Below are 23,441 nucleotides of genomic sequence, written 5' to 3'. Positions count from 1 at the left end.
ACCATCCGCAAGCCTGGTCCCTCAGGACCGGCGTGTAGTTGGCGCGATACCAACAGCCGTGACCGCAGTACTTGCGCAGAGCGTGGGCACCGGCTTCGAGTGCCGCGCCGCAGACGGCACACTCCCGTCCCTGTTTGGCCGCGGCGCGTTGAAGTTTGCGATGTTCCGCCTGAGCCTGGTTATTGGTGTCGACCTGGCACTCGATCGAGCAGTAGAGCGCCAGGGCACCTCTGTGCGACGGGACAGGGCGTTCGCAACCCTTGCAGGACACCGCCCCTGGGCGGCGCGAGGGCTTTCGGCAGTTCGGACAGCGCGTCGGCTTGCGTCCAGGCTTGTTGCCAGCAACGTCGAAGCTGCCCCCGCAGGCGTCGCACCACAGCGTTATCGAGGCAGGCCTGAGGGCGGCTCGACGCGCTCGACGCCTGCGCAACCGCTCCTCATGCGGTATGACGTCCAAGTGGCGAGGCACATGACCGAGAGATGCATAGTTGCATTTCGTACTGCAGTAGCGGGCGTTGGCATTGCGTTGAGTGATATCAGCGCCGCACTCCAGGCACCGTCTGTCGCCGCGGACCACGCGCAGCTTCTCGCGCTGCGCTGAATGGTGGACAGCGGCTGTGCGGGTCTTGGCGGCGACGCGATGTTCCTCGCAGCAGAAGCGGGGCGGAGCCCCAACACGGTCTGGACGAGTGAACTGAACATCGCATTCCTGGCATACCAGCATGGTCGGTCGGCGGGCCTCTCGAACGCAGGCGTCCGAGCAGTACTTCGCCAGTCCGTGCCGGTGGCTGATGTCCATGCCACACACGGTGCATGCCCGCATCGTGCGGTTCACCCCTTTCACGGCACAGGGCACGACCGCAGCCCGGGCGATGACCAGCCCTCTGCGGCCCTACCCCGTGGAGATCACCTGAGGACGGCAATGATCAGTGGTGACGAGACGCGAGGCCAGTCACCCGGCTGAGGAGTCACGCAGCTCGCGGGACAGACTGGCCACGGTCCGCCGCCACTGGCGAGCCTGGGCGCGGGACGAGAACCACGCCTGGACACTTCGCGTATCGAGATCGCTGAGCCTCTCCAGCGTGGTGGCGAGGTGTTCGCGGTTCGTTGTCCGGTGCCGCACCCTGGCACGGACACGCTGCGCGAGGCAGTGCAGCTGATGCGCGGCCCGGTAGTAGGCGACCTGGGGGTCGGTGAGGCGGCGCACCGCGTACCCGCCGCACTTGCTGCACGGGTCGAACTCCTTGTTGTCCAGCAGTTGCTCGATGATCACCATCTCGTCGTGGTGGTCGACCCCGCCATAGGGGCGCCGGTGTGCGCAGCCGGGGGAGTGGGCCCGGCCCTGGTAGCGACCGGCCGCGTCCGTGGTGTAGGCCTGTACCGAAGCCAGGACACCCAGGGGAAGGCCCGAGCCGGGCCAGTCGTCGTCCGAGTCGGATTCAAAGGGTTCCAGGTCCAACTGCTCCATCGCCAGCAGGCCGTTCCAGACGTCCGGCGTGAAAGGACTGAGCGGATGTCCCCGGTCGTCGTATCCGCCAGCCTCAAGATCGCGCAGGTCTGGCACTGAGCGGGCCAGGGCCAAGGATTTCAGCGCCTGGCCGACGTCCCGGCGCCCTTCGCACAACCGCACGAGCACCCGTTCGCCCTCTGCTGCGCTCAGGCTGCGGCCGAATGCCTCATCGTGCGGGTCGTACACACGGGCAGTCCACACACTTGCGCTATCAGGCTCGCCTGCGGACAGGGCCTGTAGGCGGGTCTCGAGCAGAGCTTCGGGCAGGTCCCTTGCGCCGGCGAGGATGACGCCCTGCCATCCGGCGGCGCACCGCTGTTCCAGAACACTCAGCGCCACTACCTCTACGCCGGTGCCGACACCGACCACCGCATACAACTGTTCCGCGTCGGGCATCGTGCTGCGCAGTGCGCGCAGATGCTCCGCGGTCACCAGGCGGCGGCCGTGCACCGGCGTGTCGTCGAACACCCCGGGCAACAGCCCCTCATCCGCGCCAGGCGACGGCTCCGCCATGGCCACGCATGTCGACGTGTCCTGGTCCAGCACTTCGTAGTCGAACACGGACTGCCGCGACAGCAGGCACGCGGCCACCGGCTCTGGGACCCGCACCGTGACCGCCAGCCGCGCCCCCCAGTCCACGGCGACCGTGAACGAGGCGAGCACTCCCTGCTCCCACTCACTCAGCCGGTCCGTCAACGCCCCACGGCTGCCGCGCTCCGCCAGAGCAGCACCGGGAACGCGCCCGACGAGTACACGCTCGCCGCCCTGGCCGGCCATGATCGACCGCGCAGCCTCCTCCCACGTGCTCAGCAGCACCCGGGCTCGCTCCAGCATGGGGTGATATCCCTTGCGGCGGGCGCTCATTCCGCTCGCCAGCTCGTGGACGAGGTACTCCTGCTCGCGCGGATAATCCCAACTGTCCTCCACCTTGCTGTGCCACCGCCGCCACAAGGACTTCAACTTCGCTGCCGCCTCGGCAGGGGTCCCCAGCGGGGCAAATACCGGATCATCGGCCGGGACGCCAGGCTCCTCCATAGCCGATACCGCTGCTGCCAGCACGAGCGAGTCCCGGGCGACCAGCCGTGCGGCCTGTGCACGCAGCGCCTCCAGATGGTCGGCCTTGCGCTGAACTCCTGCCTCGGCCCAGGACCTCAGCCAGGGGAACAGGTCCAAGACCTGGTACACGCGGGTCAGACTGGTCAGGGCGTCGAGCCATTCAGTGAAGACGGTCCCACGCACGTGGCGGGCTTCCTGCAGCTCCTCCCAGCGTTGGCCCTCCGCCTCGTCTTCAACTTCCTCCTCACCGTCGGCAGGGGCATTCTCCTCGCTGCCCGAAGCGGTCCGGAAGAGCACGGATGCCGCCTGGCCTACTTCTTCGTCGCTGTATGAGTCCTCGTCCACCTCGTGACAGCGGCCCAGTTCATACAGCAGCCCCAGACCGGTCACCGCATTCATGAAAATGGCCAGAGCCGAGCCGGGACGTGCCCAGGAGCCATACGCCGTGCACTGGGGACAGAGCCGGCCGACCGTCGTAGCGTCCAGTCGTACCTCCCGCTCGGTGACACGCGCCGAACGCAGATAGGAGCATGAGGATTTGGTGTGCAGCTTCGATTGCTTGCCCCGCGCCGACCACACGGTGACGGCGACGCCCTCGAACGGACCGAGCGGCACATCAGGCGTCAGTAGACCATATGTCATACAACCTCCCCCATAGTGGTGGTACTTGAGCCTAGCCGTGGCCACTGACACCGGTCCGCGAATGCCTGCTGACCGGCCTGAGAACGTACCCGTAGCCTTCGGCCGGTGAACGACAAGAATTGCGGTTCGAGGTTGGCAGGAACGGCCTACCTCGCTCGGCTGGTAGCGAGGCGAAGATGCCCAACACTGTTCGGAGTTTCCGGCTGAGCACGAGCGACGGCTGCGCAGTCCCAAGCTGTCCCGGCGATCGCGTACTTCACTCGGTTCGGAGATCGTACCGGCGCATGCCACGAGCACCTTCAGGTGGGGAGGATCCACGGACAGCCCGACAGAGACGGCAACCGGCCCAGCTGGCAGCGCTGCCCACCGATTCGTACGCGAAAGTCACCAGGCCACTGTGGCGAGTCCGGTCACGACAACAGCGCCCAGCAGTGGGCGGAACACAGCGGCCCGTGAACCCCTCTGCCTTAACGGCAGAACGTGGCCTGCCCGGCCGGAGACGTCGGCGATCAGCCGTCTCCGCTTGAAGGCGACACGAAACCGGGTCAGGAAAGTACCAGGATATGGCGGTCTCGAAAGCATGCCCCGCTCACACAGCAAGATCACGTCGGCAAGTCTCCCGTTGACGCGGATAGGGGCCCGTGTGCGCCCCTGCCGTGAGCCGGCGGGTGGGCGTCAGACTTCCGTCAAGAAGTTGTCGTCGGTCAGCAGCCAGGCCAGGCCGGATGCGTCGGTGAAGACGGTGGTGACGGCGATCTCCTCGACGGGATCCATGGAGGAAGCCTCGGAGGAGAACTGGTAGGCCTGCCGGGGCCCATACAACACGGCACATCGACGATGCGGTGATCCGGTACTCGGGTCGCCTGGCCCTGTTTCCGCAGTGAGATCACCGAATGCGACGTCGACATCGGTGATGGGACGATCACTGCCATTGTTTACGACAGCCTGGAGGTAGCAGCCGCCGGGTGCGTCCGTCCCGTCGGGAGCGAACACCAGCCGGGTACGCGCCTCTCGAACACCTCGTCGGCACCCTCTGCCGCAACCACATCCCGCCCGGCCAGCACGCCTCCTGACACCCTGGCGCCCCCGCCTCGGGCCACACCGCGAATCACCCGAACCGGCGAGCAGGCACCGAAAGGTGGCTGGCACCAGCCCTAGCCGCCTGCTGCGCGCCGGCCAAAGCGGCCGCTGCCGCCACTGCGGTAACCGCGTCGACTTCTACCAGCGTGCCGAACAGCGGCCCATCGCCCTGCACCCCACCGAACTAGCTGCCACGCAAGTGCCCCAAGCCTGCCTCTGGCACCTCGGCAGCGGCATCGCCTACCCACACGGTGACGGCACCACGTGGTGCCGCATCCCGCACGCGGTGCTCTGCCCCCGCCGCACCCCCCTGTGCCGCATGGCCCTCACCGCGAGGCTCCGCCGCCGGCTCGCCGTCAGAACCCGCCGCCTGACCGACACCGGCTCCTTCGCCCCCAGACCGGCTCCCGCCAGAACGCAGGCCCCCGACTCTGGCCTTGAGGCCGGTAGCTCGGCCCGGCCCGTCGTGCAGTTGCTGCTGTGCCGCTACCTCGCAGAGCCCACAGTCGAAGTCATCCGATGCGTGGCCCAGACCCGCCACCGCCACCGCTGCACCCATCCCGTCCTGACCCCCACCGCACCCGGCGGTACCTGGAGGCTGATGCCCACCGGACCCCATCGCGAGCAACTGACGCTGCCCGATGGAGACCTGGGCCGCCTGCCCTACAGCGAACAACTACGCTGGCGCGCCCAGCGCTGCCCCCTACACGCCGCCGCCCCAGGCGCAGCCCACCTCGCCCTGGTCGAATGGCAGCCCTTCACCCCCTTCTCCTGATGGCCCTCGTGGGTGCCAAACCCGAACGCGCTGCCCACTGCCTGCGCCGGCGCCTCACCGTCCGGCTGCCCATCGACGTGATCACCACCCACTGCCCGGACGCGCACGGACAGGTCCTGCTCAACCTCGCCTTCCCACCCGCCGTCCACACCGCCCTCGCACGCGAAGCCCGCCACGCGGGCCTCACCCCCGACCGCTACATACGCGAAGCCCTCCAGCGAGCCCTTGCCGCCCACGCCGACCGCGAGACCGAACGCCTCGACTGTTGGTAGCGGCCTACCTGGGGTGCATGTGCCGGAGACGGTGGTTGCGCCCCTCGTGTGAGTGCAATGGTCATATCGGAGAGCTGAACTTGTCGTTAACCTCGTCCTCGTTGGGGGTGGGGGATGGAGCAGGGCGTTTTCGAATCGGTTAGGTATTGCGCGACGTGTCAGGGCTGTGGTGCGGAGCTGGAGTGCTGCGGTGTCCAGGCTCTCGTGGACGGCCGCTTGCGGTGGGATGTCGAGTCAACGTGCCTGGCCTGTGGATTCGCGGTCGCCGTGTGTGGTGGGGACCTGCCGAGCGAACGACGGGATCAGATTCTGTCCGAGCATGGGCCAGCGAGGCTGCAGGTGCTCAGTCCGGCGGCCAAGAGTGTCGTGATAATGCGGGTGCTGCGAGCTGAACTCGGCGTTGACCTGGTCAACGCTAAGGCTGTGTCGCGCCGCGTGCTGAGTGGTGACTACTCAGGGACCCTTCCTGAGATGGAACTGCTGGCCCGTCAGTTGCGGGCGTCTGGCATCGCTGCCGTAGCTACTCGGTCATAGGTGTCTCGTCCGGCAGCGCGTGCGGATGCGCCTGGCTTGGTGCCTTTCTTGTGGTGGGCGGGGCGATTGAATGCCAGCCGGTCCGACTCTGACACCACCAGCTCGCCGTCCAGACCGGTGCCTTCGGCAGTTGGGCGAGGGCGGTGGCTCGGATCTCGGGGACCGAGCCGGTCGGGTCCATTCCCTGGCAGGAGCGCAAGCACCCGACCGCCGGTGTGGACGGCGAGCTGCGCGCGGTAGCCGTCCCACTTCGGTCCCGCCGCCCACCCGACGGGCGCCGGGGTCGTCGGCCAGAGCGAGGAGTGCGGTAACGCGTTTGCCGACCGGCTCGCGCTGGGCCTCGAAGCCCGAGGGCCGGACTCCGGTGGGTGCCGGGGCTGCGCCGGGGAGAAGGGGCGGCACCTACCGCCGTCAGGATTCGGCAGCGGACACGTGGCAAGCCAACTCGCTGGCCAGGCGGTGCATGACCGTGCGGTTGGCGTGCCGCATCGTGGCCCGTACGACGGGGGCCAGCAGCCGGTCGGCGAGCGGGGCGCGTACCCACGTGTACGTGAACGAGACGCGGGCCCCGCCAGTGGGCAGCGGTTCGATGGTGTAGGTGCCGCGGCCCTGCCGCCGGCCGGCCGCGCTGACGTTGCGTTCGACGATGCGCCGAGGGGCCTCCGCCTCGACGACATCGATGGTGACGTCGGTCTTCGTGCCGCCCAGCGCGGCGGTGACCGTGGCGCACGACCCGATACCCCTGGCGGGGCCGGTGTAGCGCCAGTTGGTCAGGTAGTGGTCGGTGAACCGCTCGTGGTTCGCCATGACGTCGAGGAAGCCGTAGACCTGCTCGGGAGTCTGAGGTACGTCGATCGACACGGTAACAGACTTCATGTACCACACGGTACATGCGCCATGTACCGATTGGTACAGTCGTGACGTGGTGACCATGGACGACTCTCATCCCGAGGGCGAGGCCGAGCAAGGCGCGCACGGGGATCGGCGCGCACAACTGGTGGACGCGGCTGTCGACCACGTCGTGGCACACGGCATCGCGGACCTGAGCCTGCGCAGGCTGGGCGCCGCGATCGGCGTCAGCCACCGCATGCTGATCCACTACTTCGGCTCCAAGGAACAGCTGCTCGTTGAGATCGTCCGGACGTCGGAGCGACGCCAGCGCGAGGTGCTGTCCCGGCTCCGCCTGGAGCTCGGTCTCTCGCCCGCCGATGTCGCGCGGCTGCTGTGGCGGCAGCTCACGGCCCCTCGGCTGGCCGGTCAGGAGCGGCTCTTCTTCGAAATCTGCGGGCACGCGCTGCGTGGCCGCCCCGAGGCCGCCCCGGTCCTCGAAGGGCTGGTGACGGACTGGCTGGAGCCGCTCGTGGCCGCCGAGGTCGGGGCGGGGGCGGACCCTGCCCTGGCCCGGAATCGGGCCAGGCTGGGACTCGCCACCGTCCGCGGCCTGCTGCTGGACCTGCTCGCCACCGGTGACCGCGCCGGCGTCGACGCGGCGATGGAGGAGTTCCTCCGGCTGTACTACGGCTCGGAGTGAGGAGACCACCGATCAGGTTTCCCAGGTTTGCTGAGACACATACGAAGCGTCTGGAGAACCGTCCCACTTCGGCTCCGCCGCAGACCCGGCGGGCAGGGCAGGGCTGTCGACGGCCAGCCCCGGGCGCCGCGCCCGCGCTATTCGAGGTTCCTGCGTGCCTCCGTGCAGATCTACGGCCAGTGGTCGCTGCTGCGGGCGGCGATCCTGGTGCTGGTGGAGCCGACCGCCGAGCAGCGCGTCGTCCCAGCGCCCGCGGGGTAGCTCGCCGAACACCTCGAGGTAGCCGTCGGTCTTCACGTCGTCCCCGCGCCCGCGGGGTTATCCGACGGCGGGCTGCGCCGAGGTTGACAGACGTCAGTACGATTCCTCATTCATCACGGGAGGAACAGGGCAATGCGACTCAAGACATACGCAGCACCGTCGAAGCTGTGGCTCACTGCGTCCTGGCCGGCGAGGTAAAAGGACGCTGGTGGCGTCGGAGTGGGCGACGGCCACGCCGGGGCACAGGCAGCGTCGTCCACGGTGCGGACGCGCCTCCCGCCGCCTCGCGTCCGCTCGGAGTACGTCCGCAGCTCCAAGGACATGACTGACGTGAGCACTTGGGGTGGCTGGCAGTACCTGGAGGTGCGGACCTGAGAGGGGGCGGCGCTACTTCACCGCTCCGGTGCGGAACGGGTGACCGCCGTCGTCGATCCGCAGCGTGCCCGAGCGGGGGCCCTGGGTCCATCTCAGTTCCAGGTACCAGCGCACCTCGCTCTTCGACGTGTGCGCGGTGACGTCCAGGACCAGGGGGGTCCCGGCGGACGCCTGGTACGGGAAGCCGCCCCTCGGGCTCAAGGCCCGGGGCTCGGGGGCGTCCAGGTCCACGGCGAACGTGTGCTGTGCGTCCGTGCCTTGGCAGTCCGCGTAGGTGACTTCGGCGGGCGGGGCTTCGGTGGACAGCACCCGGACGTCCATGGCGGTCATGATCACGGGGCCCTCTGCCGTGCTTCGCACCTTCAGGCGGAACGCCGTGGGACGGGTCCGAGTGCCGTCCGTCCGGGGGCAGTCGTCGTTGTCCGACGGGACGACGGCCGCCGAGAGGGGGACGTTCCCTCCGGCCGCTTCGACCACCTCGGTCGACGGGTCGGGCACCGTGATGGCCGGGACCGTCAGGTCCGGTACCGACTCGGCGCGGAACCGGTCGATGGCCAGCGCTCCGGAGGTGCTGAGGGCGACCACTGCGGCCCCCAGCAGGACGTACCGCGAGACGAGTTGGCGGGCTCGCGGCGTCGGCTCCGCGGTAGGCGGCTGACTCTGGACGACCGGTACCGGCGCGGGCAGCGGCACCTTTGCACCCTCCGACGGGCTCGCCCCCCTCCCGCGACGCGCCTCGTCCGCCACCGCCCATCGCCGGTGCAGCTCCAGCAGCTCCTCGGGGTCCGCCCGGCAGATCCGGCCGAAGCGTTCGACCGGGGCGAACTCGGCCGGCACCGAGTCACCGGTGCAATAGCGGTGCAACGTCGAGGTACTCAGGTGCAGCCGGCCCGCGAGAGCACCGTAGCTGAGGCCCGCGCGCTCCTTCAGCGAGCGCAGCATCTCGCCCAGCCCGGCCACCGTATCGGCGTCCCTCACCGTCCCCACCCCACCCACACTCCCACCCCGTGTCCCCTGCGGCCGCATCCCGCCTGGTCAGGGGATGCGGAACGTCCCAGCGTCCCGGGACGGCCGTCCGGGCTGGCCCGGGACGGCTGGCCCGGGCAGGCTGCGATCACCAACCGGCGAGCCCGACAAAGGGATCATCACACATCTCGCCGGACGGCTCGCGCGCGCAAGCGCGGCCCTCCAGTCGACCGACCGATCCGCCCCAGGATGGAAATGATCACCGTCATACGCCAGACCCGTTCGCCCCGAAGATCCCTGATGCGCCGGCCGGCGATGGTGGCGAGAAGCACCGTGCTCGGTGTGCTCCTCGCCCTGCTGCTGTCCGTCTCCGGCGTCTTCCTCTCCGCCACCCCCGCCCGGGCGAACGACTACTACAGCAGCATCACCGAAGCCTCCGCGGCCAACGTCGACTGGATGTCACGCGTCCCGGACGGGACCAACCTCGCCTGGCTCTCGGTGCCCGGCACCCATGACAGCCTCGCGCTCTGCGGGGACGCACCGGACCCGGACACCGGCCAGTGCTCGGGCATCGTCACCAGCATCACCCAGACGCAGGAGAACCACGGCTTCAGCGCGAAGACCCTGACCACCCAGTTCGACGCCGGCATCCGGGCGCTCGACATCCGGGTCCGGGTCGACAAGGGGGACGAGGGGCTGAAGTTCACCATCCACCACGGCGCCACCTATCAGTACGCCAACTTCACCGACGTACTGAAGGCCACCCGCGACTTCCTGAGCGACCACCCCGGCGAAACCGTCCTGATGAACCTGAAGGCGGAGTGCACCGGCTCCACCTTCTCCTGCAAGGACGCCGACGGATTCGGGACCGACGAGTGGCGCAAGAAGATCTTCGACTCCTACCTGAACGGCCGCTCATACACCGGGGACGGTAACGAGAGCACCCCGTCGACCGCCTGGCGTGACCTGTTCTGGCGCCCCTCGGTCACCGGCGAAAGCCAGTCGAGCCGCGTCCCGACGCTCGGCGAGGTACGCGGCAAGGCCGTGCTCCTCGGCTACGGGAACACCGGCGGCGGCATCTTCGGCGGCTACGGGCTCAAGCAGCCCTACCCGTCCGGCGGCTCCAACGAGGAGTACGTGCAGGACGACTTCGAACTGTCCACCATCAGCGACATCGACGACAAGTGGGAGAAGGTCCGCGCGCACCTGCGCCGGACCAACGGCACCTGGGACGGCAGCCGCCCCGGTGAGAAGGACCACGAGTACAAGCAGGACGCGCTGTATCTGAACCACACCAGCGGCTTCGGAGTCGGCGTCCACCCCTACACGGTGGCGGGCGGCACCCCGACGGCGACCGGTGTGAACAACTTCCTCATCCAGTGTCTGCGCGCCGAGAAGGACCGGTGCCCGGAGTTCTACGCCGGACGCGACGACCGGTTCGGCGGACGGTCCGACCTGGACCGTATGGGCGTCATGATGATGGACTTCCCCGGCGGCAAGCTCATCGACGAGATCATCGCCCGCAACTCCGTGACGCACACCGACATCCGCGACGTCATGGTGGTGGGCGATTCCATCAGCCACGGCTACGAGGGCGACCACACCTGGCGCTACCGGCTGTGGGACTGGGCCAGGAGCAAGAAGTGGCCGGTCACCTTCGTCGGACCGTACCGGGGCACCGTGCAGCAAGCCGACGCGCAGCCGCCGCGGCCGCCGGTGCTGGGCGAGAGCGGCAACGGCGAGCCCACGGAACCAGGTCCGGGCGACCCGCGCGTCCAGGGCGAGTACGCCGGGGACGTGAACGCCGGATTCTCCGTCGGCGGCTCGGCTCACTACGCCCTCTGGGGCCGTTCACTGGCCCGGACCGTGCCGACCATCAAGCCGGTCATGCAGGAGCTGAAGGCCAAGGGCCGGACGCCCGACCTGCTCCTGGTCGAGCTGGGCTTCAACGACATCGGCTGGTACGGGGCGGGCGCCGATCTGGTCGGCACCATGAAGAAGTTCGTGGACAACGCGCGTGCGGTCAACCCGGACGTGCGGATCGTGCTGGCAAACGTCCCCCAGCGGACCACCCTGGGCGACGCCAACCCCAACCTCCCCCAGCGCATCACCGACTACAACACCGCCCTCGCCAAGGCGGCCCCCGGCTGGAGCACCAGCGCCTCGCCGGTGGAGCTGGCCGACCTGGACAAGGCGATGGGCCGCGACCCGAAGGCGACGACCTGCGCCACCACCTACGACGGGCTGCACCCCAACGCCCTCGGCGAGTACCGCATCGCCCAGGCGTTCGGTACCGTGCTGCACAAGGAGTTCGGCATCGGCGCCGCCGCACCCGACGTACCGGGCAGCGCACCCGGCCGGTCGCTCGCCACGCCGTCCGGCATGAAGTTCGACGGCACCCAGCAGGGCGTCACCGCCACCTGGGACAAGGTCTTCGGCGCGCACACCTACGACGTTCAGTGGCGTGACGTCACCACAGACCGGCAGTTCACCGACCAGCCCTACGACGGCCACACCTACGAGGTGCGGGTCCGTGCGGTCGCCGGTGACGGCGCGGCCAACCGTTCCTCGTGGTCCGCGGCGGTCCGGGGCGAGGCGGCGCCGACGACGGCGGGGCGGCCGCCGGGGCTGGCCGCGACGGCCGGCGCGGGCTCGATCGACGTGCGCTGGTCGGCGCCGACCGACTCGCACAGCGGGTCGATCGTCCGGTACGCGGTGTGGGTGTACGACAAGAGCACCCCGACGAATCACTCCCGGATCATCGGCTACCCGGCCTCCGCCCGCTCCGCAAGGGTCACGGGGGTCACGGCGGGTCACGAGTACGTGATCATGGTCTGCGCCTGGAACGCGTCGGGTGAGGGGAAGCCCAGCATGAGCGACACGGTGGTCCCGGGCTAGCGACCGGTTGCGCTGTCTGTGCCGAGCGCTCCGTTCGGGGGATACGTTCCGGGTGGCGCGCTCGGCCACAAGCATGGACAATGTCGGCATCGTCGTCGAGGACATGGACGCCGCCGCGTTCTTCGAGGAGCTCGGCATGGAGCAGAGGCCGGGGAGAGCGCGCGGGGCGGCTTCGCCGACCAGTGCACCGGGCTCGACGGCGTCCACTGCGACATCGCGATGCTCCGGACTGCGGATGGGCACAGCCGACCGGGGCTGGCGAAGTACCGCAGCCTCGATGTCATTTACGGCGGGCCGTGCGACCGGCCGCACGACGTCCTGGGCATCCACCGTGTCATGTGCCGTCCATGACAAGGCCACTGGCCTCCGCCAGGACCACCGCTCGACCGTAGGGGCTACCTCCTGGAGAGCGGTCAGGCGCCCGTGGAAGGGCAGCTCCGTGCGACCATGCGGGAGTGGGGCAGCGCGGACCCGTGGCGAGCGTTCTGGGGGGTCTGGCCGGGCTGACTGCTCTGGCTGTCTCGTTGCGCGCTGCCCGCGGCTCCCGGGGCTGCTGTCCGTCGGCGGCGGGCAAGGGGGTCCGGTCGCGGTCACTGCACAGCACGCGGTACAGCGACGTTTTATCGAGGACATCGACCAGCCGCCCCCCTGAAGGAGGCCGGCCCTCGCGCAGAGCGGCCCGGAAGGCGCGACCTCGAACAGCTCGCCACGCGCATAGGTCATCCGTTTGCCAGGAGGCAACAGTCATGCCGGAACAGGTGGCCAGCGGCCCTCTTGCAGGACCGCGAACGGATGAGGGGGGCGGCCATCCGGCCGCCCCCCGTTGGCTCACTCCGCGGTCGATCGCGGCTGTCAGCTCCTGACGGTGACGGTCGGGTTGCTCGGCGCCGAGCCGTCCTTGTGGCCGGTGCGGAGTGCCGTCACCTTCACTGTGATCTTCTTGCCTTTGTGTGCCGACTTCAGCGTCAGCGACGACGTGGTCGCGCCGGTGATGGCCGTGCCGCCCGCGTACCACTGGTACTTGTACGACGTCGCCGTCGGGCTCCAGGTCCCATTGGTCGTCTTCAGCGTCCTGCCGACCTTGGCCGTGCCGCTGATCACCGGCAGCTTGGTCGCCTTGGGTGCGTCCCCCTTGGCGACGGTGACTGCCGCCGAGGTGGCCGTTTCGCTCTGCCACCCGCTCTTGAGGGCGGTGACGGTCGCAGTGAGCTTCTTGCCGACGACCGATGCGGGGACGGTGTACGAGGCGGAGGTGGCCCCTGGAATCGTCTTGCCGTCGGCCTTCCACTGGTAGGTGTAGGAGGTGGGGGCCGACGACCAACTGCCGGGCGTGGCGGTGACCTTGGCGCCGACCTTGGCCGTGCCGGTCACCTTGGGGGCGGTCGTGTTCTTCAATTGGGGCTGGGTCACGGTGAAGGTGCCGCGCGGGTACGCGCAGCAGTTGGTGACCACGCTGATATTCCAGGTGCCCGGCGCCGCGCCCGTCAGGTCGAGGGTCGCGGTCAGCGTCTTGTTGTCCGCGGAGACCGAGTTCGTCGTGGCGGTCAGCGTCTTGCCGTTCTGGGCCAGCCGTACCGTGGCGTTCGCGGGCAGTGCGGTGCCGGTGACCGTGAGCGTGACTTTGCCGCCGGCGGCCCCGGTGTCGGGGCTCACGGCGGTGACGCCGACTTTGTCCGTGCCGCACAGCGTCGAGAAGCAGGTCAGTTTGGCGTTGTAGGACGTGCTGGACGCCTTCTCGGGCAGCGCGAGCAGGAACAGGCTCGCGCTGGCGGCCGAGGACGAACCGCCGGCCGAGCACTGGGACCCGGAGGTCGACAGCGTGCAGCCGTTGTTCCAGGCGCTGTTGTACAGCGCGGGCACGGGGGTGGTGGCGGCACCGCTGGTGTCGGTGATGTCGGCGTTGAAGCGGTCGTACCCGGCCGTGGGCAGGACCGCGCACACCGCGGTGCGCTGCTCGTCGAGCCTGCCGGTGATGGGCCCGTAGCCGTACGACACCGACGGCACCTTGGTGCACTCCGGTGCCGGCCCGTCCGCGGTCGCGATGCGCAGGGCGTCCAGACGGTACTCGGGCGCGGCCTTGAGGTTGGCCGGAGTCTGCACGAGGACCTGGTGGGTGGTGGACCCGGTGACCGCGCAGGAACGGTTGCGGAAGGAGCACTCGGTGGTGCCGTCACCGCCGAAGGCGATGATGTTGGCGGTGCCCAGCGCGTCCCGGACGTCCAGGTGCAGGACGTCAGCCGCGGCGTCGACGGTGACCTGGTGGCAGGTCAGGGTGCCGGGTTGGCCGTACGTGCCAGCCAGGGAGGGGCCGCCGACCTTCGTCGCGGCGTCCTTCAGACAGCCCGCCGAGGAGGCGCTCGCGGTCACGTCACGCCGGGCCAGGGTATACGTGGCGGCCAGATCCCGGCCGGTGACCAGCACGGTGTGGGCTTGGCCCGGGGTCAGCGGGCACAGCGTCCAGCCGTTGGTCGTGGCGGTGCGATCGCACACCTTCTTGCCGGCGGCGTCGACCACGGAGAACTTCGCCGGTACGCCGCCGGAGGTGTTGACCAGTTGGAGGACCTCTGCGTTCGTGTGCCTGTCGGCCGGTATGTTCAGACATCGCGAGAAGACGCCGTCACCGGTGGCCAGTGTGGCCGTGGGACCGTCGGCGGTGAAGCTGCCGGCCGGCAGGACCGGGCAGTCGTTCGCTGCGTCGGTTCGGTGGAAAGCGATCGCGTAGGGGCCTGTCGCGTCGTCGCCGACGTCATCGGTGTGCACCAGTGCCCGGTAGGGGGCCGGACCGGTCAGCGCGCAGTCGCCGTCCGACAGTTCCGTTGCGGTGCACTGCGCGACGCCGTCCCGATCGTAGACCGCGAGCTCGGTGTCCACACCGGTGGCGGCGATCGGGGTGAGCGCGGCGATGCTGGAGCCCTGCGGGGCGTCCAGCGTCAGGCAGTCGTACTGCCCGATCGTGCTCAACTCGCCCTTGTGTGAACCGGTCTCGGTGGCCACACACCCGGCGTCGGAGGAACGGTCCAGCAGGAGCAGGTCGTCCGGGTCGCTCTCCGTGTAGGGGAAGGGGTACGCGCCGTCGAGCGCCGCGGTGTAAGTGCCCGCGGCCGGCAGACGGCACGGGTCGCTCTCCCGGCAGACGATCTTCCCGTCCGTGTCGAACACCCGGAGCGCGCTTGCGGAGTAGGTGTCCACGGAGTGCACCAGGTACCGGCCGGCCTTGTCGACGGTGAAGGTGAAGCAGGGGTTGGTGCCGTAATCCAGCCCCTCGGGAAGGCCGAACGGACGCACGACCGCGCTACGGCAGCCCTGCGGGTCGGACAGCGACCGCACCTTGACCGCATACTCGGCGGGGAAGCCCCTCTCCGCGTACGTCACCTGCGACAGCACCCGGTAGGGACCGTCACCGGGCAGCACACAGCTGCGGGTGTCCTCGTCGTCCTCGGTGACGCGCGGGCAGATCCATGCGCCGGTGGCGTCGGTGATCCAGGCGAGGCTGTCGCCGTAGTACCTCGTGCCGTAGGTGAGACGGACGCGTTCGCCCGCCTTGCCCTCGAACTCCTGGCAGCCGACCTCCAATTCGCCTGTCGAGGAGCGGCTCACCGGCTGCTGGTCCCAGCCCGTGCCGACGGACTGAAAGCAGCCCGGGGTGCCTGCGCCGAGCGGCACCACGGTGAGCGAAGCCTGCGCCTGTGCCCAGCCGCTGTTGACGATCTTGAGTGTGTACGTGCCGGCGACGGGCACCTGGCACCGGCCGTCCCTCGACAACTGCTCGTCGTAGCAGTCGACCTCGGTGCCGTCGGCGGCGTACAGATGCGCGTCCAGGTGGTCGAGCGACACGAGGTACAGGCCGGCCGCCGAGGCCGTCACGGTGAAGCAGACGCCTTCCTGGGCCGGGACGTTCGCCTTTGCGACGGCGTCCCCCGGGTCACCGAACGGCGCGAGCGCGAGCGGCGCGCACTCCTCGTCGGCGGCGACGGCGTGGTTCGCCCCCGCCAGGGTCAGGAGTGAGGCGAAGAGCGAGACGACAGCGGCGAAGACGGCCGCTCTTCGGCCTCTCGTGGGTGGGCACGAGTTGGTGTCGGACAAGGGATCCCCCCTGGATCAACGGTGTCGGGGCGATAGTTGCACACAGGTGTGACACAACATTCGTGAGGATGTGGCAACTGCCGAACCGCTGCCTTCTCAGTGCCGTCCGGTTACCCCTCGGCCACCGTGCCGGGGGCGAGGACAACGGCGCTGTGGACCGCTGCCCGCCGCCCGGTACGGGGCGTAGTGAGATCATTTACGCGGACGCCACCGAAATCCTGACCCGCCACTGGAACCACCGCGACGCCCACCGCACCCGCGTTACCGAGGGCTCCACTCACGTCGCCTTTGTTCTCGAAACCCTCCACGCCGACCGCGACCTTCTTAAGGTCGCAGCGGACGAATTGCAGGCCTCCTCACCCCGCACACCTCGCAGGCCACCACCTACTGCATCAACCCGTTTCAGCCCCAGGCCATCGCCTGGGGCCGGGTCGTTCACTGAATCGCCGGGCCACCTGAAGGGGTGCGGCCGGGCGCGCACGTCTTGGAGGCGACGCAGAGGGCCGAGGCCTGCGGCGTTGTATCCGTCTCCGAAGCCGCCGCCGTTCCGGCGTCCATCGCGGCAGTACCCCGGCGGTCGGCCGAAGCTGTGGCGGTCCGCGCGCCCGCGCCGACGCCAGCGCGGGACACCTCGCAGAGGTTGACGACCAGGCCGGCGTGCCTCGCGGTCCCCTGGCCGCCACCCATCGGGGAGAACCCGGATTCCGCAAGATGCTCAACGGACTACCCACCCGTCAAGCCCTTGGGTGACTATGCAAGGACGGCTGACCTGGACCCGGTCGGCTTCGCCCGGCTGCTACCAGCCCGCAGCCCGACCAGCTCGGGCGCGGTGGCCAGCTGGCGGGGCCGGCGTCCGCGTACGGGCGGAGAATCGGGAAGTAACGGGGTATCCATGGGTGCCGCATACGGTCACCGATCCGCAACAGACGGCGCAGAGCACAATACAATCTGGCAACCGTGGCTGAATATGGTCTCTCAAGCTGACACGGCTACTCAGTAACCGCTGCCACCACAACGGGGGACTATCGTGATGATCACACGTCGCTACAGACCGATCGCGTTCCGGACGCTCACCCTGGGCGCCTGCGTGGCCGGGCTCGTGGCGCTCACCGGCTGCTCCCCGGACTCCCCGAGCGCGGGCGGCACGGCGACGTCGGCCGTCACTTCCTCGCCGACCAAGGGCGAGCAGGGTACCGACGGAACCGCGTCCCCTCAGGCGCTGCCCGCCGACAAGGTCTCACCTTCGGCAGGCGGCAAGGTGTCCCCACCCGCGGTACCGACGGGCACACCCGCTGCGTCGGCCTCTGGCTCGACGGCATCAGCGGGCACCGGTGATGGAGACGACGGGTGCGATCACAAGATGCCGATCTCGCCGGATGAGATCGCCGTATACCGCTACACACCCGAAGGCGGCTCCCTGAGTCTGATCATCCGACACGGCAACTGGGGTTGCGGCACCCCGGATTCCGACGGCGCACCGTTTGAAACGGTGGGCAAGGAGACCTACCTGCCCATGGACCAGGCCGCGTACGTCACCGTCACCGACCCCATCGTGGCAAGCACAGAGAATCAGCCCATCGGCGTGCAGGAGCTTCTCGACTGGCTGGAAGCGCACCCCGACAGCGGCTTGGTCTTCCGCTACCACCTGGGCGCCGACGGAGCCATCGACCGTCTCGAGCAGGTCTTCACCCCCTGAACCGACATGGGCCCGATCGTGTGCATTACTGCACCAGACCGACCGGTGCCCGCTACTCCTGGACTGAGGATTCCGCCCGGCACGATCCGCCACAGGCTCCCGTCTTTTTCGCACGCGCGGTAGGCCGGTCCACAGATGCAGTACAGGCCCGGCCTCATCGACGGCCTCACCGCCAAGACCGGCCTCGACTTCCAACTGCCGTAACCGCAACCATTGAGTGGGCGTTTAGTCCGTGCTGGCAGCGGCCTCGTCCGGGTTGGGTGAGGAAGCCTTGGCGGGTGAGGCGTCCGAGGCGGCTGCGGGTGATGTTGACGGATGCCTCGTCGGTGGGCATGCCGAGGAGTTCGTGCAGCTCGCGGGCTCGGAACTCTTGATCGGGATGCTGGTTGAAGGTGTTCGCGATGGCCTGGTAGGCGGTGTTCGTCTCGGGTGGTGCGGGTTGGCCTCCAGCCGGTGCGAGTTCGGAGATGACCTGCCGGGTGGTGGCCAGGTCCGCGAGTCGCGCTTCGGTCTCGGCCGGGGTGGCGGTCAAGTGCTGTATCTGGTCGCGCAGTTCGCTGGCCCGGGCTGCGGTCTCGTCGTGCTGGGCCTGGAGGTCGGCCAGGAGCTCGATGACGTTCACGCGGCCAGTCAGAAGGTGTCGCGCCAGGACGGAGCGGGTGTGGTGAGGCGGCGGGTCTTGTTCGCGATGGAGGTCCAGTAGACGCGCGAGGTGGACGTGCCGGGCCGGTGATCGTACTCGCGGGCGAGTCGGCGGTGCAGCATCAGCGTGCCGTTGAGACGAGGAACCGCATGAGTGCCCGAGCACTTTGCCGCTCGCAGCCAGGCTGAGGCATCCCTCAACTGGCGCTCGACGGCCAGCCGGTGAACGCGGACTCGGGCCCGGATCTCGCCCCGCCATGACCGCCCTCGGCGTCGCGCTCCATGAAGAGGTGACCCTCGACCTCGTGGTGGACGACCTGTCACACCGGGCGTAGGGGCGTCGACACCCCCGTGCCGGGTTCCGGGAGCCACCTGGGAGCCGATTTCAGGGAGCGGCTCCCAGGGAGAGGTGTTCCGCCTACGGAGAGGCCGTGCCGGAGGCGGTCCGGTGTGCCGCCTCCGGTCGGTCACTGGTGAATCGTTACTTCAGGGGGGCGCAGGTCTTGACGGTGCTTCCCTTGAACTGGGTGCAGATCAGAGTGTTCTTGGGGTACTTCGTGCCCGTGTGGGAGCCGTTCTTGCCCCAGCCGGCATGGGCCTCCCATTTGCCGCTGATCTTGTAGACGTCAGCTTTCTTCCAGCCACTGGCGGCCTTGTACGTGCCGCCGGGCTTCTTGTAGAGGAAGCGGGCGTACAGCGTCGGCTTCCTCGTGCCCGTGATGTCGGACTTGTGGGCGCCGACCGAGTTGAGGGCACGCCAGGACTTGCCGTTGGTGTACCAGTACTCGCCGCTCGTCCCGTAGACGCCGTTGACCTTGCGGATCGTCTTGTCCGTCGTCGCCGCAGAGGCCGGCGAGACGCTGACACCGAGCGCCAGTGCCGCCATGGTGGTCAGCGTAAGAATCTTCCCCGTTGTGCTACGCACTACATACCTCTGACGGCCGCCGTCCGCGCCACTTGGCGGCTGTCTCATCGATGGATGTATGGAACCCCGGCGCGGATCAGCAGGTTACCGGGTGGGGATGGGAGGTGACGGGGGGCTTGTGGGGAGGATGAGTGTGAGGACGGCTGCCGCGAACCAGCGGGTGTCGGTCAGGGCCCGGCAGCGTTCGACCACCGGTAATCGCACGGGAGTTGGGGTGACGGTCCCGTCGTGTGTCAAAAGGGGGCGCCGGACCGGGCCGAAACGGACGACCATGCACTCGGACGCTCCCGCGGTGGCCTGAGTAAGAAAATTCACCTCGCCGGCGACAGCCTGGCACGGCCTCTGGCCCTCAGGGTCACCGCTGGCCAGGCGGGTGACGCTCCGGCCTTCGAGACCGTCATGGCGAGCATCCGTGTTCCTCGTACCGGTCCCGGGAGACCGAGGACTCGGCCGGAGGCCGTCCTGGCGGACCGCGCGTATTCATCCCGCGCGATCCGAGCCTTCACTCACCGACGACGGCCTACGCCCATGCCCTTGATCAAGCGGTCTGGCAGGGGCGTGACGAGGGGAACCTGGCCGAGCGCTTGGAGCCCTTCAAGGCGGAGTTTCTCGCCACGGCACGCCACAGTCTGACCTGACGTCGCAGCTCACAGCCACGCGTTCGGTGGCCGGCCGCCGCGAAGGAGCCGCGCTTCTTGCGGGCGCGGGAGCTGTCGGGCCGTGATTCTGACGGCGGTTGCGGGGCTGGGGGCACGGCCAGCCTGGAGGCGTTCACGCAGTGGCGCTGGACGACGGCACCCGCCCGTTCTGACCCCACCCGGGGGTGGAGCGAAACCTTTCGCCGTCGGCATCGAATGCTGCGAGATGTATTGACGGCCCGTCAGGTGTTGCTCGTATCATCCAGAACGTTCGACAGGACAGCTGACGTTCGACATGCAGAACAGACAGTCCACCCGCCCTTTCATGGCAGCCCCCACTCCCGAGGCGGATTTCGAATGACATGGACCGGTCATATCCTCAGTCGCCGTGCGGCCCTGGCCACGACCGGCGGCCTGGCCGCCGGCGCCCTGCTGCCTCACGGCACGGCGGGAGCAGCCGTGGCCGGACCGGCCGCGACCTACACGAACCCCGTGATCTGGCAGGACTTCGCGGACATCGACATCATCCGCGTCGACAACACCTACTACTGCTCCGCCTCGACGATGCACTACTCGCCGGGCGCCCCGGTCCTGCGTTCGTACGACCTGGTGAACTGGGAGATCGCCGGCCACGCGGTGCCCGTCCTCGACTTCGGCGCCAAGTACGACCTGAACGGCGGACGCGGCTACGTCAGGGGAATCTGGGCCTCGTCCCTGGCGTACCGCCCCGCCGAGGGGACGTTCTACTGGCTCGGCCAGATCGATTTCGCCCGGACCCACGTGTACACGGCCCGCTCCGTCGAGGGACCCTGGAGCAGGCACGCGACGCTCCCTCAGGTGTACTACGACGCGGGCCTGCTGGTGGACGACGACAACACCCTGTACGTGGCGTACGGCAACGGCACGATCAGCGTGGCCCAGCTGTCGGCGGACGGCCGCAGCCAGGTGCGGGCCCAGCAGGTGTTCAGCACTCCGTCGAGCATCGGCACCCTGGAGGGGTCCCGCTTCTACAAGATCAACGGGAGCTACTACATCTTCCTGACCCGCCCGGCCAACGGTCAGTACATCCTGCGGTCCACCAGTGGCCCCTTCGGCCCCTACACCCTGCGGCAGGTTCTGCTCGACCTGCCTGGACCGATTTCCGGCGGCGGCGTTCCGCACCAGGGCGGGCTGGTGCGGACCCAGAACGGTGCCTGGTACTACATGGCGTTCGTCGACGCCTACCCCGGCGGGCGTATGCCCGCCCTGGCGCCCGTCACCTGGACCTCGGACGGCTGGCCGGTCCTCCAGCTCGTGAACGGCGCGTGGGGCAGGTCGTATCCCACCCCTGTCGTACCGCCGCCACCCCGGCAGGTCACTCCCCTGACCGGTGCCGACACCTTCGACGGCACGGTCCTCAAGCCCAGGTGGGAGTGGAACCACAACCCGGACAACGGCCGTTGGTCGGTGAACAACGGCCTGACCCTGCGCACCGCCACGGTCACCAACGACCTCTACTGGGCGCGCAACACCCTCACCCACCGCATCCAGGGACCCACCTCCACGGCAACGGTCCAGCTCGACCACTCCGCGATGCGGGACGGCGACCGGGCCGGGCTCGCGCTGCTGCGCAACTCCTCCGCCTGGATCGGCCTGAAGCGGGACGGGGGTGCGACGCGGGTGGTCATGGTCGACGGCCTGACGATGGACGGCAACTGGAACACCACCGGCACCGGGATCGAGCGGGCGAGTGCGAGCGTGCCGGGCGGTCGCCTCTGGCTGCGGGCGAACGCCGACATCCGCCCCGGAGCGTCCCGGCCCGGCACCTTCTCCTACAGCACCGACGGCGTCACCTTCACCCGCCTGGGCCCCGCCTTCTCCATGGGCAACGACTGGCGGTTTTTCATGGGCTACCGGTTCGCCCTCTTCAACCACGCCACGCAGGCGCTGGGCGGCTCGGTCCGCGTGACGCGATTCGAACTGTCCGCCCCCTGAACGGCCTGGCCTCCCCTGCCGTTGCACCGCTCAGTCTCATCGGCAGGCCCCACGAGGAGGCAGGGACGCGGCGCCTTCTGCGGGAAGCAGGAGGCGCCGCGTCCAAGCCATTCAACGGCCCGCGGATGCAGGCATCACGAGCCGCCGCGCCGGGTGCCCCGGACGAGCCGCCAGTCCTGCGAACCGCCTGAGGCCGCGCTCTGGAGGGTCAGCGGTCCGCCCGCGGTCGCGCCGGTGAGGTTGCAGGAACCGTCGGCGTTCTTGACGAAGGCCCTGGGCGGCCTTCGAGCGTGCAGACATTGACGATCTTCCTTCAGGCGAAGGCCGGATTGCTGCTGACCTCGTCCTATGGGCAGATGCTGCACGGTGTCGGGGCGCGCGTGATGTGCGGGGCGTCGATGCTGTACGCGCTCGCGGCGGTGCCGGCGTGGAAGCCGGGCGGCGGCTCGCCCCGGCCGATCTGGTACGCCGCGGGTTCCTAGCGCTCGCCTCGCTCCAGGTCGTGCTCGGCATTGCGCACGTCCCGTCGCTCAATGCCTCGTCGGCATAGCCGCAGCTCTCATCAGCTACCGTCGACTCACCAACTGAAACGACGTCCAAACAGAAGTCAAACCCGCGTCATACAGCCCACGGAATAGGAGACCCAAGTGACCGTCTACATATGCTCGTTGAAAACCGAGGCTCCACAGTCGATCCCCGCCGACGGCGCCTACCACATCGTCCGCTTCCCGTTCGGCTCCGGCGAGTCGTACGATGCGCACAACATGCACCAGACTGCCCAGCCGGACGGCTACACGGTCACCAACTGGGCCACGGACGACCGGGCCGGCCTGATCTGGCCCTCCACCGCGGGCTGGGGCCAGCTGTACGCGATGATCCAGTGGGCGGACGGCTCCTACACCGAGCTGCGGGACCGTTTCGTCCGCGATCCGCTGAACCTGTCTACTGGCAATGACTCGACGGCCACCGACCACCGTCCGTCGTCACCTGGCATGCAGTGTTTCACCAAGGGCCACGGCCTGTTCACCGCCGTCGGCACGCCGCTCGCGTTGCTCGTCTCTCACAACGACAGCGCCGCTCGCAATCTCGTGCTCGCCGAATTCAAGCTCGCCATCCACACCTGACCGGAGGGCGAACGGGACTTCCCCATGTGGCTGTGTGCGACCCCATCGACGGCACCACCGCACACATCCGCCCGTGTGGGGAGATCGACCACGACACCCTGCCGCCGCTGCGCGCCGCCGCCGATGCGTTGCCGTCGCAGGTGACCGAACTGCAGTGGGACCTGACCGACACGCCCTTCATGGACGTCGCCGGCCTCCACCTCCTGTTCCCCACGATCTGCGGCCCGGACCGCCGAACGACCGTGGCCGGACTGGGAGCTCAGCCGCTGTGGCTGCTGCTCACTGCGGCATCGTTGCGGTGATGCGCTTGCCCACCGGCTCGCGATGCACCTCGAAGCTTCGGCAGAGCGCCTTGACGATCTCCAGCCCGTGCTGTCCGACCCTGTCCGGGTCGGCGGCCCGCACCACCGGCAGCTGCGGTGCGGTGGTCCCACACCGTCACCGAGAGGGAACCGGACG

Annotated in this window: 15 protein-coding genes and 5 pseudogenes; 12 read left to right on the top strand and 8 right to left on the bottom strand. The window is 68.9% G+C overall.

Annotated features, from left to right (window positions below):
- Window positions 1-952: 952 nt before the first annotated feature.
- Complete coding sequence (locus AB0I06_RS08525; protein ID WP_363117991.1) at window positions 953-3,208, bottom strand: hypothetical protein; 2,256 nt, start codon at window positions 3,206-3,208, stop codon at window positions 953-955.
- 1,138 nt (window positions 3,209-4,346) lie between these two features.
- Between AB0I06_RS08525 and AB0I06_RS08520 the strand changes: the two genes are divergently transcribed.
- A complete protein-coding gene (locus AB0I06_RS08520; protein WP_363117990.1) occupies window positions 4,347-5,063 on the top strand; it encodes a DUF6083 domain-containing protein in 717 nt (238 codons plus the stop codon).
- Window positions 5,036-5,335, top strand: coding sequence for a hypothetical protein (locus AB0I06_RS08515; RefSeq protein ID WP_363118048.1), 300 nt, complete (start codon window positions 5,036-5,038; stop codon window positions 5,333-5,335). The genes AB0I06_RS08520 and AB0I06_RS08515 overlap by 28 nt, the downstream gene beginning before the upstream one ends.
- Window positions 5,336-6,280: 945 nt before the next feature.
- On the opposite strand, the gene AB0I06_RS08510 is transcribed toward AB0I06_RS08515, so the two are convergent.
- Window positions 6,281-6,745 (bottom strand): SRPBCC family protein, encoded by a 465-nt coding sequence (locus AB0I06_RS08510; RefSeq protein ID WP_363117989.1) that lies wholly within the window; start codon window positions 6,743-6,745, stop codon window positions 6,281-6,283.
- Between the two features lie 55 nt (window positions 6,746-6,800).
- Here AB0I06_RS08510 and AB0I06_RS08505 point away from each other — a divergent pair, with 55 nt between their 5' ends.
- The gene (locus AB0I06_RS08505) at window positions 6,801-7,400 is read left to right on the top strand and encodes a TetR/AcrR family transcriptional regulator (protein WP_363118043.1); all 600 of its coding nucleotides are present in this window, start codon (window positions 6,801-6,803) and stop codon (window positions 7,398-7,400) included.
- A gap of 648 nt (window positions 7,401-8,048) precedes the next feature.
- On the opposite strand, the gene AB0I06_RS08500 is transcribed toward AB0I06_RS08505, so the two are convergent.
- A complete protein-coding gene (locus AB0I06_RS08500; protein ID WP_363117988.1) occupies window positions 8,049-9,014 on the bottom strand; it encodes a helix-turn-helix transcriptional regulator in 966 nt (321 codons plus the stop codon).
- A gap of 288 nt (window positions 9,015-9,302) precedes the next feature.
- Here AB0I06_RS08500 and AB0I06_RS08495 point away from each other — a divergent pair, with 288 nt between their 5' ends.
- Both AB0I06_RS08495 and AB0I06_RS08490 read left to right on the top strand, forming a co-directional pair.
- Window positions 9,303-11,900, top strand: a complete 2,598-nt coding sequence (locus tag AB0I06_RS08495; protein WP_363117987.1) for a phosphatidylinositol-specific phospholipase C domain-containing protein — start codon at window positions 9,303-9,305, stop codon at window positions 11,898-11,900.
- 73 nt (window positions 11,901-11,973) lie between these two features.
- A pseudogene (locus AB0I06_RS08490) lies at window positions 11,974-12,239 on the top strand (VOC family protein); the annotation flags it as partial.
- 513 nt (window positions 12,240-12,752) lie between these two features.
- On the opposite strand, the gene AB0I06_RS08485 reads toward AB0I06_RS08490, so the two are convergent.
- The gene (locus tag AB0I06_RS08485) at window positions 12,753-15,983 is read right to left on the bottom strand and encodes a Tat pathway signal protein (RefSeq protein WP_363117986.1); all 3,231 of its coding nucleotides are present in this window, start codon (window positions 15,981-15,983) and stop codon (window positions 12,753-12,755) included.
- 188 nt (window positions 15,984-16,171) lie between these two features.
- On the opposite strand from AB0I06_RS08485, the pseudogene AB0I06_RS08480 reads away from it, so the two are divergent.
- Together AB0I06_RS08480 and AB0I06_RS08475 are read left to right on the top strand one after the other, a co-directional pair.
- Window positions 16,172-16,425: pseudogene (locus tag AB0I06_RS08480) on the top strand (hypothetical protein); the annotation flags it as partial.
- A gap of 588 nt (window positions 16,426-17,013) precedes the next feature.
- Window positions 17,014-17,679, top strand: a complete 666-nt coding sequence (locus tag AB0I06_RS08475; protein WP_363118042.1) for a hypothetical protein — start codon at window positions 17,014-17,016, stop codon at window positions 17,677-17,679.
- A gap of 166 nt (window positions 17,680-17,845) precedes the next feature.
- Here the strand turns inward: AB0I06_RS08475 and AB0I06_RS08470 are convergent, their stop codons facing one another.
- The 3 genes from AB0I06_RS08470 to AB0I06_RS08460 all read right to left on the bottom strand — a co-directional run bounded on the left by AB0I06_RS08470 (window position 17,846) and on the right by AB0I06_RS08460 (window position 19,207).
- Window positions 17,846-18,301, bottom strand: coding sequence for a hypothetical protein (locus tag AB0I06_RS08470; protein WP_363117985.1), 456 nt, complete (start codon window positions 18,299-18,301; stop codon window positions 17,846-17,848).
- An 8-nt stretch (window positions 18,302-18,309) separates the two neighbouring features.
- Entirely contained in the window at window positions 18,310-18,444 is a 135-nt protein-coding gene (locus tag AB0I06_RS08465) for a hypothetical protein (RefSeq protein ID WP_363117984.1), read from the bottom strand.
- A gap of 358 nt (window positions 18,445-18,802) precedes the next feature.
- Entirely contained in the window at window positions 18,803-19,207 is a 405-nt protein-coding gene (locus AB0I06_RS08460; RefSeq protein ID WP_363117983.1) for a hypothetical protein, read from the bottom strand.
- Between the two features lie 315 nt (window positions 19,208-19,522).
- On the opposite strand from AB0I06_RS08460, the pseudogene AB0I06_RS08455 reads away from it, so the two are divergent.
- The 5 genes and pseudogenes from AB0I06_RS08455 to AB0I06_RS08435 all read left to right on the top strand — a co-directional run.
- Window positions 19,523-19,765, top strand: a pseudogene (locus tag AB0I06_RS08455) (transposase); the annotation flags it as partial.
- A gap of 476 nt (window positions 19,766-20,241) precedes the next feature.
- Window positions 20,242-21,858, top strand: a complete 1,617-nt coding sequence (locus AB0I06_RS08450; RefSeq protein WP_363117981.1) for a glycoside hydrolase 43 family protein — start codon at window positions 20,242-20,244, stop codon at window positions 21,856-21,858.
- Window positions 21,859-22,148: 290 nt separating this feature from the next.
- Window positions 22,149-22,408 (top strand): annotated as a pseudogene (locus tag AB0I06_RS08445) (hypothetical protein).
- A 97-nt stretch (window positions 22,409-22,505) separates the two neighbouring features.
- Window positions 22,506-22,982, top strand: coding sequence for a hypothetical protein (locus AB0I06_RS08440; protein WP_363117980.1), 477 nt, complete (start codon window positions 22,506-22,508; stop codon window positions 22,980-22,982).
- Window positions 22,983-23,014: 32 nt separating this feature from the next.
- On the top strand, window positions 23,015-23,284 hold the full coding sequence (locus tag AB0I06_RS08435; protein ID WP_363117979.1) for an STAS domain-containing protein: 270 nt from the start codon (window positions 23,015-23,017) through the stop codon (window positions 23,282-23,284).
- On the opposite strand, the pseudogene AB0I06_RS08430 reads toward AB0I06_RS08435, so the two are convergent.
- Window positions 23,262-23,430, bottom strand: a pseudogene (locus AB0I06_RS08430) (ATP-binding protein); the annotation flags it as partial. The gene AB0I06_RS08435 and the pseudogene AB0I06_RS08430 overlap by 23 nt on opposite strands.
- Between the last annotated feature and the right edge of the window lie 11 nt (window positions 23,431-23,441).

This window comes from Streptomyces sp. NPDC050674 (assembly GCF_040654575.1).
GTDB lineage: Bacteria > Actinomycetota > Actinomycetes > Streptomycetales > Streptomycetaceae > Streptomyces.
The sequence above is the reverse complement of the archived record's forward strand: the minus strand, read 5'-3'. Positions and strand labels throughout refer to the sequence as shown.